Here is a 14,193-nt window from a genome sequence, read left to right on the forward strand (position 1 = left end):
TTTCCTCAACCTGCTGAATTTACGTTTATTCCCGCTGCCGGAACGAACTGGCACGCCCTGTGCTTAACGTTATGTATACAAGTTGCAGTACAAGTTGCAACGCCTTCATAACCGCTAAGGGAACCGCCAATGAAAAACATCAAACCTGAATGCCTTCCGGTCGATAAAAAACGCCGCCAGCTGATGAAATGGCTTGCCATCACCGGCGGCGTTTCCACCCTTGGCGGTATGATGCCGACGTCAGTTTTTGCAGCCGACGACGATGAAATTCGTATTGGTTACTGGCCGATTGTCGGTGGTTTGCCGCTGTATGTGGCACTGGAACAGGGCTTTTTTAAACAAGCCGGGCTGAATGTGAAAGGCGTTAAATTCGCCAGTGCCCAGCAAATTGTCGAAGGGATGATCACCGGCAGGATCCACGGCTGCGCCAACGGCACGGCAACCGGCGCGCTGGGACTCGGGGCGATCACCTCACCGGGTCTGTTCAAAATTATCTGTTCTAACCCGTCAAACCATACGCTGGTGTTAGATGAATTTCTGGTGCCGCTCAACAGCCCGGCAAAAGCTATCAGTGACCTGAAAGGCAAGAAAATCGCCTGCGGTCCGGGGATCCAGAACGTCACGATGGCAAAAATTATTCTGGAGAAAAATGGCTTCACTAATCCGTCAGTCATTGAACTGCCGGTCGGACAACACGCGCCTGCTCTGGCCGCCGGGCAAATTGACGGCGTATATACGCTCGAACCGACCGGCACTGTCGGACGCATGAAAAACCTTTCGCGCACACTCGAAACCGGCGTTATTTCTAAATACGTGCTCGGCAACGCCGACGCCCCGTGGTTCGGCGGCGCAGCGGCACTGAACGCCAGTTTTATCGCCAGCAAGCCGGAAGAAACCAAAAAGTTTATTGCCGCTTATCAGAAAGCGGTGGAATTCATTGCGGCTCACCCTGATAAAGCGCGCGAAAACGTCGCCGGTTACACCAGCATTGAACCGGCGCTGGTCAAAGAAGTGCCGCTGCCGGGCTTCGTGATGTATCCCGATTTGAAAGGCGACAACCTGCAATGGTTCCAGAAGTTTTATGACGTCTTTACGGAAAGAAAAATCTTCAGCAAGCCGGTGGATGTCGCTTCGCTGATCTATCAGGGATAAGGAGAAACAGGATGACTTCACGCTGGTCTTCAAGGTTACTGCCGCTGGTCGGCCCGGTACTGCTGTTTTTATTCTGGCAACTGGCCGTCAGCGCAAAATGGCTGAATCCCGTGCTTCTGCCCTCGCCGGTCGAGACAATCGGCTACATGTTCCAGTCATTTTCCGACGCGTCCATGCGCACCGACATCGGCGCAACCCTTTCCCGCACGCTGGTGTCTTTTGCTTTTGCCGCCGTAATTGGCGTGCCGCTGGGCGTAATTTTGGGCAGCAATGAAAAGGTTTACCGCAGCCTGGAATTTCTGATCGACTTCTTCCGCTCCACGCCGTCGTCAGCGCTGATCCCGCTGTTTATGCTGATTTTTGGGATTACTGACGCCAACAAAATCGCCATTGCTGCCTTTGCCGCCGTGCTGGTCATCCTGTTCAACAGCGCATACGGCGTGATGAATGCCAAAAAAACGCGCCTGATGGCCGCCAAAGTAATGGGAATTTCCCGCTGGCATATTTTCAAAGACATCATGCTGATGGAAAGCCTGGCACAAACCTTTGTCGGCCTGCGCACCGGCGTGTCGATCGCGCTGGTGATCGTGATCGTCGCCGAAATGTTTATCGGATCAGAAACCGGCCTCGGCCACCGGATCATCGATGCCCAGCAGGTGTTTAACATCAAAGACATGTACGCCTCGATCCTGATCACCGGCGCGCTGGGTTATCTGCTCAATCTGGCTTTTTTGCTGATCGAGAAAAAAACCGTCCACTGGAGTAGCAAAGCATGACGCACCCTCTCTCGCTGAACCCTGATTATAAAGGCCCGCAGTTGCCGCAATATGCCACGCGCCCGGACACCCATGTGACGATCCGCGGGCTGAGCAAGGCGTTTGCCGGACAGCCGCTGTATACCGACCTGAATCTCGACTTACCGCGTGGAAAGATCGTGTCGATCTTCGGGCCGAACGGCTGCGGTAAATCGACCTTAATGAACATGATCGCCGGTCTGATCCCGGTAGATAAAGGCGACATTCTGTTCGACGGCAAAACGCTGGCGCAAACCACCATCGGCTATGTGTTTCAGAACTACCGCGACGCGCTGTTTCCATGGATGAGCGCCCGCGCCAACATCGCCTATCCGCTGATACGCCACGGCATGAGCAAAGCGGATGTGAATGCGCGGGTCGAAGAACTGACGCAGATGTTTGATATCCGTTTCGACCTGAAACGCTATCCGTATGAGCTTTCCGGCGGACAACAGCAAACTGTGTGCATCATGCGGGCGCTGGCGACGCGTCCGGAAGTGATGTTCCTCGATGAGCCTTTCTCGGCGCTGGATTTCGAGATGACGCTGTTTATCCGCGATAAATTACAGGAAGTGCAACTGGCGACCGGCGTCACTATGCTGATTGTTTCGCATGACCTGGAAGATGCGGTATTTCTGGCGGATGAGATTTTACTGCTGACGCGGCGGCCGACGCAGATTGCGGAAATCGTGCCGTTCGACCTGCCGCGCCCGCGAGGGTCGGAAATCATGAGCCACCCGGAATTTATCCGCGTGAAGGCGCACACGCTGGAAGTCTTTAAACGGGAGATGGCGCTTTAGCTGGCGGCAGTCTGCCGCCACTGACGCGGGCTGACGCCAAACCAGCGGCGGAAAGCCCGCGAAAAGGCACTGACTTCGGAATACCCTAGCAGCAACGCCATTTCGGAAATCGGCAGTTGTTGCTGTTGCAGATAATGCGTCGCCAGTTCGCAACGGACGTTATCCACCAGTTGGGTAAACGTCAGGTTCTGTTCGCGCAGGCGGCGTTGCAGCGAACTCGGCGACATACCCATTTTTTCGGCCACTTCATCAAGCACCGGCTCGCCGCGTAATAACGCCTGACGTACCCGCGATCGCACGCTGTCGGTGAGCGACTGCTGCGACGGCGCATCCGCATTCAGACGGCGGATCGCATCCTGCATGACCAGCAACAGCGTCTGATCCCGTTCCGGCATCGCCCGCTGTAAATCGCGTTTGACGATCAGCAGGGAATTGTACGGCTGATCGAAATACACCGGCGCATCAAATACTTTGCAGTGTTCATGCCATTGCTGCGGACGCGGATGCTCAAAATGCACCTCACGCGGCGCCCAGTTTTTCCCCAGCCCGTGACGCAATAAATTGAGGATCATCCCCAGCGTCAGTTCCGCATCCTGCCGTCTGCACAGAATGCTGCCGTGCCGCACCTGATAATCGAACCGGTAATGATCCCCCTTATCCACCAGCCGCGTCAGCGTATTGTGCTGATGAAAGGGAAAGGCATTCACTACGTTTTGCAGCGCGGTTTCTGCCGAAGAAGAACATAAACCGATGTAGCCAATCAGCCCTAATGACTGCGGTTTGAACTGTTTCCCGTAATGCAAACCGAAGTTATCACAACCTGACTGCGCCGCCGCTTCTTCCAGAACCTGACAGTAATTAGTCAGCCCGAGACTCAGCGTAGGTTGTTGCAGCAATTCAGGATTGATGTGGCAGATGCCTAGCACACGATCGACATCTGCCCCTTTGGCCTGAATAAAATCGCTCAGGCCGCTGGCGGCTGCGGCCAGCACCCCCCGGTGGCTGTCATTGCTGCGCGTCAGCGCGTTCAGCGCATTGCTGAAACCGGCTCCGGAAGCCGTTGAAGAAAGGCCTGTCTGCATCGTCTTTTACTCCCTTTATGTCGGCAATAAAAAGTGTCGGTGATAAAAGAGAATTGCAAGTTCCGTACCAGCACCTTGCTTCACATCTCCGGGTGATAAACCAATGCAATACAATGAGATAAATTTTCGGCAGTTTTGCCAGCCGCGCCTGCGCCCTGCTACGGCGCCCGCTTTTCGTGCAGCTTCATCCGATCACAAAGGGATGATGCGCCTTCGCCAGATACTCACGGCACAGGCGCAGGCTCTCTTGTTCCCATTCATTGCCAAGGCTTTGCGCCATTTCCGTGGTGGCATGCGATCCGCGCCAGGCCAGCAACTGAATCCGCCGCTGAATAATCAGTGTCGGGATCACCGCCAGATCGGCATCGCTCACGTGACAAATACGTGCGTAACCTTCCAGCCAGTGGCGGACCCACGCCTGCGCCCGCGGATGATGTTCAACAAAACTGATCGCCGCCGCCGCATCATGCAGATACCAGCCCATACCGCAGTCATCAAAATCGATCACCCGGGTTTCACCTTTGTGCAACAGTAAATTCGTCAGGCGCAGATCGGCGTGGATCAGCCCGTAGCGCTGTGCACTCTTGCCGTAACTTTTCAGCACGCTGCCGGTGTGCGCCAGCGTCTCTTCAATCAGCGGGATCCCGGCCGCCGTCATGCCCGGCGCATCCTGCCAGCGGCCCCAGTGACCGTGCGGGCCGACCATGGTATCGCTGTCCCAGATAATACGGCGAAACCCGGCCGGATGCGGCCACTGACGGCTGTGCTGATGCAGGCGCGCAGTCACTTCCCCCAACTGAGCAAACGCCCGCGGATCCACATCCGTGGTTGGCATTTCGCCCTCAATCCAGCGAAAAATCACCACATTGCGGTTTTCAGTTTCGCTCACCGCGACAGTTTGCACAGCGGTACCATCCCGCCCTTTTACTGCCTCAGGCACCTGAATCTCGCTTTCACGCAGCGCATCCAGCCACGCCAGTTCACTCTCTATTTCATCCCGCTGGTGATAGCCCCCGCGGTGAACACGCAGTGCATAACGTTCGCCGTCGGGGCAGCGCAGTAAAAAAGTGGCATTTTCCGACCGGCAGATCAGCGAAAGATGCCCTTGCAGATCAGGGGAATAGCGGCGCAATGCTTCTGTTGCCAGCAGATTCAGGCTGGTGTCATCGAGCATGTCAGATTGTTTTGCAGTCATCAGGTTCCACTCCGTACCGGTTAAATCAAATCGATATTGCGGATAGCCAGAATGGAAGGGGCGCGTTTTCGTCGCTTGACTCAGGAACAGCAAATGTTGACCGCAAAACACGCGTGACGCGCTGACGGCGAAAAGTTGACTGCAACGCACAGCAGTCAGCGCGCTGAGGTCAAGTTTTACCGCTTTCCCCGGCGCATTATCAAATCACCTTCCGCCGTCATGGCATTTTTTTGCACACCGGCAGTGACGTTGAAACCGCCTGTCAGGAGATGACTCTCATGTTGAAAACCAATGCGTTTGATGCCGCCAGCAGCGGCAATATTTCAGCCGACAATCTGGCGATGATAGAACGCCGCCGTCGTTTGCTGGGCCCGGCTTACCAGTTGTTCTACAAGAATCCAGTGCATCTGGTGCGCGGCGAAGGCGTGTGGGTGTATGACGCTGATGGCCGCCGTTATCTCGACGTCTACAACAACGTGCCTTCCGTTGGCCATTGCCATCCTCATGTGCTGGAAGCGCTGGTGCGTCAGGCATCCACGCTGAACACGCACACCCGTTATCTGCATGAAAATGTCCTGAACTTCGCCGAAAAACTGGTGGGCACCATGCCCGCTGAGCTGAGCCAGGTAATGTTCACCTGCACGGGCAGCGAATCTAACGATCTGGCGCTGCGTATCGCCGAAGATTTTACCGGCGGCACCGGCGTTATCGTCACCGAATTCAGCTATCACGGCATGACCAAAGCGATTGCCGGGCTATCGGCCTCGATGGGGCCATACGTTAAAGTGAACGGTGATGCGCGGGTGATTCCGGCACCGGCTCACCACCCGGCTAACCCGGCTGAAGTTGGCAAGCGCTTTGCCAACGACATCCGTGCCGCACTGGCGGATATGGATCGCCATGGCATCAAACCGGCTGCCCTGATGATCGACACCTTCTTCACCAGCGACGGCGGTTTCTTCGATCCGGCCGGTTTTCTGAAAGAAGCCATCGACGTTATTCACGAAGCCGGGGCGTTGTATATCGCCGACGAAGTCCAGCCGGGCTATGGCCGTTCCGGCGAACATATGTGGGGCTTCCAGCGCCACGGCGTGTTGCCAGATATCGTGACGCTCGGCAAACCGATGGGTAACGGACACCCGATGGCGGGCATCACTATTCAGCCGCACATCCTGGAACGCTTCGGCAGTGAATCGAGTTATTTCAATACCTTCGGCGGCAATACCGTGTCTTCTGCGGTCGGGCTGGCGGTGCTGGAAGTTATCGAGCAGGAAAACCTGATTGCCAGTGTCGGGCTGGCGGGTAAAGCCATTCTTGACGGCATCACCGTACTCTCTCAACGCTTCCCGGCGATTGGCAGCCTGCGTGGCGCAGGACTGTTCGTCAGCGTCGATTTCGTCAACGAAAACGGCGGGCCGGATTCCGCTACCGCGCTGGCGGTGGTCAACGCACTGCGCGAAGAAGGCGTGCTGATTGGCGCCTCCGGCCCGCATGCCAACATTTTGAAGATCCGCCCGCCGCTGGTCTTTACCGCAGAACACAGCCAGATCCTGGTCAATGCGCTGGAAAACGTACTGAGCAAGATGTTCTGACTGAAGCGGGTTACAAACGGAAAGGGCGCAAAATCTGCGCCCTTGAAGTTGATAAACGGATAATGGCTTACAACGCGAAACGTGATTGCGGCCAAAGCCAGGCAGCGCCGCGTACGCCGCTCGAATCACCGTGTACGGCTTTGAGGATCGGCGTTTCACATTCCCCGCCAAACACCCATTGTTTAATCAGCAGCGGCACCGTCTGATACAAACGATCCACGTTACTCATGCCGCCCCCAAAAACAATCACGTCCGGGTCGAGGATATTCACCACGTTCGCCAGCGCCTTGGCCAGACGACGCTCATAACGCCCGAGCGCCTGTTCTGCAGTTTCATCGCCCTGCTCCACCAGCGCAATAATCTCTGCGCCTTTGAGCCGCTGACCGGACAAACGAAAATAGTCTTCTGCAAAACCGGTGCCGGAAACAAAGGTCTCGACGCAGCCTGATTTCCCGCAGTAACACGGGACTTCACGGGCAAACTGCATTTCTTCTTCATCCTGCCACGGCAGCGGGTTATGCCCCCATTCCCCCGCATTGCCGTTGCCGCCCGCATGCGCCGCACCGTGAAGCGCCACACCGGAACCGCAACCGGTACCGATTATCACGGCAAATACGGTGTGACGGCCCGCGCCCGCGCCGTCAGTGGCTTCTGACACCGCCAGGCAATTGGCATCGTTGGCAATATGTACTTCGCGTTTTAACAGCAGCGCCAGATCCTCATCCAGCTGTTGTCCGTTCAGCCAGACCGAGTTGGAATTTTTCACCTTACCGGTAAATGGCGACAAGGTGCCGGGGATCCCCAGCCCCACGCTGCCACGTTGACCTGTGGCTTTTTCGGCGTCCAGCACCAGCCCTTCAATCGCTTTGAGCGTACGTTCGTAGTCATTTCTCGGCGTATCGACCCGTTTGCGAAACAGCTCTTTACCTTCATCAGATAACGCAATGACTTCTATTTTTGTGCCGCCTAAATCAATGCCAATTCGCACGTGTTGCTCTCCTTTTACACTTTGCAGGGTCAGTTTTTTTGAGTTTATTCAGTTTAGAAGCCAGACGCGACTGTCACCAGAATAAGCTGTTATGCAATGTTACAGGGTGCGGCGATTTCTTAACGACGGCTGACGCTCAATTGGTTATCATGCCGCCCTGCATTCATTTATTCAGCGTACCACGAGTGCGCCGGGACAGGGATAACGCCATGTTATGGTTTAAAAATTTGTTAGTTTACCGTTTGAGCCGTGAAGTTTCGTTATCTGCTGACGAAATGGAAAAACAGCTCAGTGCTTTCACCTTTACCCCGTGCGGCAGCCAGGACATGTCGAAAACCGGCTGGGTCTCCCCGATGGGTTCCCACGGCGGCGACGCGCTGACGCATGTCAACGGTGGTCAGATCCTGATCTGCGCCCGTAAAGAAGAAAAAATCCTGCCTTCTCCGGTGATTAAACAGGAGTTACAGGCCAAGATTGAGCAGCTCGAAGGTGAACAACACCGCAAGCTGAAAAAGACTGAAAAAGATTCCCTGAAAGATGAAGTGTTGCACAGCCTGATGCCACGCGCCTTCAGCCGGTTCAGCCAGACATTCATGTGGATTGATACCGTTAACGGCCTGATCATGGTTGACGCCGCCAGCGCCAAGAAAGCCGAAGACATGCTGGCGCTGCTGCGTAAAAGCCTCGGTTCGCTGCCAGTGGTGCCGCTGACCATGGAAAGCCCGATCGAACTGACGCTGACCGAATGGGTGCGTTCCGGCGATACCCCCGCCGGTTTTACGCTGCAGGACGAAGCCGAGCTGAAAGCGATCCTGGAGGAAGGCGGCGTGATCCGCTGTAAGAAACAGGTGCTGGTCAGCGATGAAATCGCCACGCATATCGAGAACGGCAAACTGGTGACTAAGCTGGCGGTTGACTGGCAGGAACGTATCGCCGTGGTGCTGGCGGACGACGGCAGCATTAAGCGCCTGAAATTCAGCGACGTCATTCGTGATCAAAACGAAGATATCGACCGCGAAGACTTCGCTGGGCGTTTCGATGCAGATTTCGTGCTGATGACCGGTGAACTGGCAGCGCTGATCCAGAACCTGATCGAGGCATTAGGCGGCGAAGCGCAACGCTAAGACCGGATGCAAAACGTAAAAAAGGCGCTCATGAGCGCCTTTTCTGTGTCTGAAGAAGTTATTTAGTCAGATACTTACAGAGGTATGAGGTGGTTTCGCCGACCTGTAAGTTGAATTCACTTTTACCCGGAATGTAGAACGTCTCGCCTGGCTTAAATACCTGCCAGTCCGGTGATCCCGGGATCAACACTTTCAGTGAACCGCTGATCACCGTCATTTCTTCCGGCTTTGCAGTGCCGAAAGTATATTCACCGACGGCCATCACGCCAACACTGGCTGAACCCGTGCTTTCGCTGTCAAAACCAATCGACTTTACTTTCCCGTCAAAATACTCATTATTTTTCAACATAGATTGGCCCTTTGCGATAAATTTCAGAGCCTTCATATTAGGGGCAGAAAGCGCCTTCTGTCACTGATTATTACCGCTTTATCCGCACGAGACGACACCGCCCGCAAAGCGGTAGCGCTGATTTGATTTTACGGCCGCACAGTGCCATTGTGGGTAGCTGTTCGCCCCTCAGTCATACCTCAAACCACCAGTTCCGCCGCCAGTTTTGCCATCAGTACATTCGGTAACAGCACCGGAATATTCAGATATTTTTTCAGCACATCGAGGTGATGGCGGTTAAAGCCGATGCAATCAAGCACCACGACTTCCGCACCCTGTTCAGCCAGATGCATCGCCGCGTCCGTCAGCGCCTGATCGTCAGAAAGATACGGGCTGGCAACAGCAAAACAGGGCGCTTTGGCTAATTTTCGCCATTTGTTCGCCTGCTCAACCACCTGTGATTCAACCGGCACCACAATCCCCGCACGATGCTGACCGACTATTGAGGCGATCAACGGTGGAATAATGCGGTCAGGCTCCAGCAGCAGCGCATTGTTAGCATGCAGATGATGAAATTCGCCGGTGCAAAGCAGCAGAATGGTCATGCAACCCAGGGCTTCCAGTACGTCGATTTTTTCCTGTAATCCGCTTTCCACGCGGTGCGCAGCCATCGTAACCTGCGAACCATCCAGCAGGCGGGTGACCAGTACAGCGTCGCCCTCAGCAGCCGCATAACGCTGCTCTATTTGCTCCCTGCTTAACCCGTCGAGTAAGCCCACATGGGTGACTGACCCGGCCGGCAGATGTTCCATCAGCAGCGGCATAATGTCGCTGCGTGGTGCCTGTCCGATTGTTAACGTCGCAAGGGATGTCATCATCGTGTTACTTCCGGTTTTGCAGGTGACGCAAGCTTCCGTACAGCGACAACAGGAGTTGATATTCATCGGCATCAAAGAACTGACAAGTGCCGCGGCCAAACTCTTTCGCCACTTCAACAGCAAATTTTGCCGCCAGTGCGATATCCACTTCATGACTTGCCCCGGTGCCACAGCCCGGCACAACAGATTCCGCCGTAATAGCCACACCGACCACCGGCACGGTCGTCGCCGTTGACGGTTGCAGAATACTGTTCAGATGATGCACACCGTTGCCGTAAGGCGTGATGTCCTGCGTGGTAATCGGAAAAGTGACCGCCGGTTTGCCGCTGGTCATTTCCATGATGCGCAGCAAATCTTCAGAAACACGCAGGATGTAACCCTCTTTCACCGTCGGTGAAATGGCATAACCCTTGTGATTGATGATGCGGTTGCCTTTGGTGGTGTCGATAGACAGGATCGCGTCCACGCCGTCCACCACTTCGTTGTCGTTCATGGTCACGTCATCAATCGGCGAATCCATAAAATCGACCGGATCATGCGGACGGGTCGGTGCGTTCGGGCAAATGTGGGTGGTGATAATCACATCACCGTCGAGCACATCGCCCTTGCGCTGCATATCAGCCAGTTTAAGTGCGCTGGTGACAGCGGCAATCGCACCATCGCCATCAGAGACCAGACCGATACGCGTCGGACGCGCGCCAATCCCGCCCAGACGACCGATAATCCCAAGCGTGGGTGCCGTGCCACCACTGCTTTTACCCTGACTGCCCGGCACAGTGATACGCACAAAATCAGTGCCACCTTTCGGGCCGTCAGCGCGGTGTGTGCTGGCGGTAATCCCCGGATAACGGGCGAACAAGTCCACAATGTCCTGACCGCTGACGTGGGCGCTGTCAATCAGTTCGAATACCGTTAATGTCTGTTGCAAACTCATCACTCAGTCCTCTTAAAACATCGCGACCGGCGTATTTCACGCAGTAGCCAAAACGGTCGCGGGTGCTGTTCATCGTGGAACAGTCAGGTGTTTAATGCTGGCTGAACATCAGCCCTGGTGTTGGTGCGGTACTCACTACTTTTTGGCACTGAAGATCGACGTGAAGAAACTGTAAAGCGCGTCACCGGCAATAAAACCTGCCGCCAGCACTTCCATTGGCGTACGCCCTTTTTCACCCCAGATCCGGATAATGATAATGCGCAGCACGATGCCACAGACCACGGCCCATCCGGCCATCACGCTGTTGATCAGCAAACCGGTCGCCAGCAGTACGCCAAGCTGGCGTTTCGGTCCGCCAATCAGCTGAATCAATGCGCCCGGAATCGCCCAGATCAGCAGGCTGTGTGCAATGCCCGGCTGAGCACCGGCCTGAATGGTTTTGGCATAAACCCGCGCCACCGGCGGCACTAAATCCTGGGCGAAGTAACCGTAATGGGCGTACCACACCACCGGAATGGCGATGACAAATGCCAGCAATGCGGCGAATAACTGGATGCGGCGGCCGTAAAGTTCAGCCTGCAAATCTTTGCCGTAACCGCGCAAAATAAATCCGGCTTTCAGATCAAAACCCATATCAGCAAATGCCGGACCGGTAGCAGCGGTAAAGCCCGTCAGGACGCATAACGCCAGCGGAGGGAAACCAATCAGAATACCGATAATTAAGGTAATCAGCGCCACGGCAAAGGCAGGGAACCAGCCGGAGTGCATCGCGGCAATCCCGACAATCAGCTCGTGGAAGAAGGCGGCAAAGGCGGCGTAAATCACGAACGCAATCAGCATGCTGACTGACATTTCACTGTACAGGCCGCCCGCCAGCGCCAGCAGTGCCGCGATGGCGATATAACCGAATGCGCCCAGCCCGAGTGCTTTACGCACCTCTTTCGCCGGTTGGGTAAAGGTCGTTTTGGCGTCGGCATGTTTAGCACGCACCACCTGAATCACCTGCAGCAGCGACACCAGCCCCGCGCCGACCATCATGCCGTGAGGAATATACAGCGCGTTGAGGTCCAGCCCGGCGACCGGCTGCGCATAAGCGCGGATCAGCAAGCCAATACCAAACATGCTGAGCGCCCAGATATTGCCGATAAACGCCGTGCCGAAAGCCGCCATCGGGATTTTCAGCATCGCTCCAGCCACACCAACAACCACGCCCGCGACCAGCAGCCAGGCCTGACGCCCGCCGTTATCACCGGCTTTAATCGCTTCAGCCGCCGCAACACCGGGTGGCCAGGCATTGCTGGCCGGGAACACTTTGGTGTCGAACAGGCGATAAAGCAGGTAGGCATCGAGCAACATCGCTGCGGCCACACCGGTAAACATCGGCATGATCAGTTGCGGCTGGCCCATGACATAAGGAATAGCGATCGGCATCAGCAAACTGTTTGCCGCACCAAAGGTCGCAGATGAAATGACGGTTTGCGCCAGATTCTGCGTATGAACAGAACGGTAGCGGTAAAAAGCCTGCATCGGAATGCGTGCCAGTAACATGGCAAACAGCGCGCCTATAATCGAGGTATTCGGCGTAACGCCTAAAGTAGTAATCAGCTGGACACCGATGATTGCGCCTAAAACAGACAACAGAATCATCACGATGAGAGTGCCAATATCCTTTAGCGGATTCTCCTTATTATTCTTTGCAGGTTGATCTGACATAAGGCCCCTGGTGTTGAGCAAGTATTTCACATAGCAAATAATCCGGGTCCGTTATTCGTCATTATCCTGACGGCTGCTACATGGCCGTTTTAGATAAATGCCAATACTCATCACCCAATTTTTCGGCAATTTGCCGGGTTACGGCAATCAGCCCTTCTTTTATTCCTTCCGGAATTTCTTTCCCCTGCGCCGGCGAAGGGAAAGATAAACATAATCCAACGGTTTCATTACGGTGCTTATTAAAAATACTGGTGGCTAAGGTACTTATTCCCAGCAACGTTTCGTTGTTGGCAAATGACACCCCCGTCAGGCGGACATCGGCCAGCCTGGCTAACAAAACCTCCTTGCTCTCAGGCGAATTAGCAGAATTCGCCTGATATTTTCCGCTAAACCGCGCCAGAACCTGGTCATCGGTATAGCGCGAAAGGATCGCGCGCCCGATAGCCGTTTCGTGCGCGGGCAAAAGGCTTCCGGCCGGAGTAACCACTTGCAGATACGTTCTGCCGGGAAACATGCGCATCACCATAATGTCGCGCCCTTCCAGCATCGAGATATAACCCGTGCATTGCGTCAGCTGACTGAGTTGCGTCATATACGGCGACGCTAAATCCACCAGCGGGGCCGACAAATAATGGCTGGAGACGGCCAGTAATAATTTTCCGATGCGGTACAGACGGCTGTCCGGATCACGTTCCAGCAGCCCTTGCGTTTCCATCGTCATCAGCAGACGGGACACCGTACTTTTCGGTAATTTTAAATTTTCGACCACATCACTGAATGACAAACCGGGATGCCCCTGACTAATCCCCTGTTTTGAAAATAATTTCAGTACCGCAGCCGCATTTTCTAATGTGGTCATAAAGGAGTGAGTTCCGGTATATGGAACAGGGTTCCTGTTAAGTTAAATAAAAACTAAAGCTGATACGTGTCAGCGTCAAGTCGTTTATTTTTCACGCACAACACGTCAGGCAAATGAATATGCTTAAAGGAATTCTTAAATAGATGAAATTAAGAGTCAGGCAAGTTAAATGCCGAGTATTAATGAGGTGACGGACGTAAAACTCAGCAGATTATCGTGATTAAATATTGCGCAAAATATACAGGGCGATGGAGGCTTCAATGAGGATGATGGTGATCGACAGGAGGGCAGGCATCACTTTGGCATGCTGATTAAAAAACGACATCAGGGACTTCATCATGGGTTCCATTGTTAGAGGTTAAAGTAATCACCTGAGTTATTATGTTACGCCCACATATACATCAGTACAATACTTAAGCATACGTGATCCCCCTCACATGACATGGCCCGTTTTGTTTACACCGGTTCCTGATTCAAGCTTGAGTCACAACGTGCTGACATAAAAAAACGAGCCACCCGGGTAATGCCGGTCACTTAAGGTGACCGGCATTGTTTTTTAAGGGATATTTCGACCTTTTTTCTCTCACTTCCCTCGCATATTCACGCTCACGTCTCGAGGGCAGTTTGAGCATCGCTGCGTTGCTGTAAAAATGCTTCAGATGACCCGGGATGGCTCCCGCTGATGCCCACGGCAGCCCGATTAACAACCGTAATATCTCCGACACTGCACCGCTAAAACTCAGCTGATAAGGCA

The 14,193-nt window shown here is 54.4% G+C and carries 13 protein-coding genes and 1 pseudogene; 5 read left to right on the forward strand and 9 right to left on the reverse strand.

Features of this window, described 5'->3' with window-relative positions; translation table 11 throughout:
- Nucleotides 1-129 precede the first annotated feature (129 nt).
- Genes LC431_RS24705 through LC431_RS24715 form a run of 3 tightly spaced genes read left to right on the forward strand, consistent with a single transcriptional unit; the run spans nt 130 to nt 2,746 of the window.
- Nucleotides 130-1,152: an ABC transporter substrate-binding protein gene (locus tag LC431_RS24705; protein WP_223510414.1), complete on the forward strand. Its 1,023-nt coding sequence runs from the start codon at nt 130-132 to the stop codon at nt 1,150-1,152.
- Between the two features lie 11 nt (nt 1,153-1,163).
- Complete coding sequence (locus LC431_RS24710) at nt 1,164-1,928, forward strand: ABC transporter permease (RefSeq protein WP_223510415.1); 765 nt, start codon at nt 1,164-1,166, stop codon at nt 1,926-1,928.
- On the forward strand, nt 1,925-2,746 hold the full coding sequence (locus LC431_RS24715; RefSeq protein WP_037036791.1) for an ABC transporter ATP-binding protein: 822 nt from the start codon (nt 1,925-1,927) through the stop codon (nt 2,744-2,746). Before LC431_RS24710 ends, LC431_RS24715 begins: the two co-directional genes overlap by 4 nt.
- Here LC431_RS24715 and LC431_RS24720 read toward each other — a convergent pair.
- Both LC431_RS24720 and LC431_RS24725 read right to left on the reverse strand, forming a co-directional pair.
- Nucleotides 2,743-3,828, reverse strand: a complete 1,086-nt coding sequence (locus tag LC431_RS24720) for an AraC family transcriptional regulator (RefSeq protein WP_119261899.1) — start codon at nt 3,826-3,828, stop codon at nt 2,743-2,745. The two genes, LC431_RS24715 and LC431_RS24720, sit on opposite strands and share 4 nt — an antisense overlap.
- Before the next feature lie 184 nt (nt 3,829-4,012).
- Complete coding sequence (locus LC431_RS24725) at nt 4,013-5,023, reverse strand: phosphotransferase enzyme family protein (protein ID WP_112198706.1); 1,011 nt, start codon at nt 5,021-5,023, stop codon at nt 4,013-4,015.
- Nucleotides 5,024-5,301: 278 nt separating this feature from the next.
- Between LC431_RS24725 and LC431_RS24730 the strand changes: the two genes are divergently transcribed.
- On the forward strand, nt 5,302-6,615 hold the full coding sequence (locus LC431_RS24730) for an aspartate aminotransferase family protein (RefSeq protein WP_223510416.1): 1,314 nt from the start codon (nt 5,302-5,304) through the stop codon (nt 6,613-6,615).
- 67 nt (nt 6,616-6,682) lie between these two features.
- On the opposite strand, the gene mak is transcribed toward LC431_RS24730, so the two are convergent.
- Nucleotides 6,683-7,603: a fructokinase gene (gene mak, locus LC431_RS24735; RefSeq protein WP_013576686.1), complete on the reverse strand. Its 921-nt coding sequence runs from the start codon at nt 7,601-7,603 to the stop codon at nt 6,683-6,685.
- A gap of 209 nt (nt 7,604-7,812) precedes the next feature.
- On the opposite strand from mak, the gene rdgC reads away from it, so the two are divergent.
- Nucleotides 7,813-8,727 carry a recombination-associated protein RdgC gene (gene rdgC / locus LC431_RS24740; protein WP_112151734.1) on the forward strand — a complete coding sequence of 305 codons (915 nt, stop codon included), beginning with the start codon at nt 7,813-7,815 and terminating at the stop codon, nt 8,725-8,727.
- A gap of 58 nt (nt 8,728-8,785) precedes the next feature.
- On the opposite strand, the gene ppnP is transcribed toward rdgC, so the two are convergent.
- From ppnP to LC431_RS24770, 6 genes and pseudogenes are all read right to left on the reverse strand, one after another.
- Nucleotides 8,786-9,076: a pyrimidine/purine nucleoside phosphorylase gene (gene ppnP, locus LC431_RS24745; RefSeq protein WP_013576688.1), complete on the reverse strand. Its 291-nt coding sequence runs from the start codon at nt 9,074-9,076 to the stop codon at nt 8,786-8,788.
- Between the two features lie 179 nt (nt 9,077-9,255).
- Nucleotides 9,256-9,933, reverse strand: coding sequence for an AroM family protein (locus LC431_RS24750; RefSeq protein ID WP_037036786.1), 678 nt, complete (start codon nt 9,931-9,933; stop codon nt 9,256-9,258).
- A gap of 4 nt (nt 9,934-9,937) precedes the next feature.
- Nucleotides 9,938-10,867 carry a DUF1177 domain-containing protein gene (locus tag LC431_RS24755; RefSeq protein WP_112151735.1) on the reverse strand — a complete coding sequence of 310 codons (930 nt, stop codon included), beginning with the start codon at nt 10,865-10,867 and terminating at the stop codon, nt 9,938-9,940.
- Between the two features lie 135 nt (nt 10,868-11,002).
- A complete protein-coding gene (locus LC431_RS24760; protein ID WP_037036782.1) occupies nt 11,003-12,580 on the reverse strand; it encodes an OPT/YSL family transporter in 1,578 nt (525 codons plus the stop codon).
- Between the two features lie 76 nt (nt 12,581-12,656).
- Nucleotides 12,657-13,439 (reverse strand): IclR family transcriptional regulator, encoded by a 783-nt coding sequence (locus LC431_RS24765; protein ID WP_037036780.1) that lies wholly within the window; start codon nt 13,437-13,439, stop codon nt 12,657-12,659.
- Nucleotides 13,440-13,969: 530 nt separating this feature from the next.
- A pseudogene (locus LC431_RS24770) lies at nt 13,970-14,193 on the reverse strand (IS4 family transposase); the annotation flags it as partial.

It is taken from the genome of Rahnella sp. GSA61A, assembly GCF_019969905.1.
GTDB classification, from domain to species: Bacteria; Pseudomonadota; Gammaproteobacteria; order Enterobacterales; family Enterobacteriaceae; genus Rahnella; species Rahnella aceris.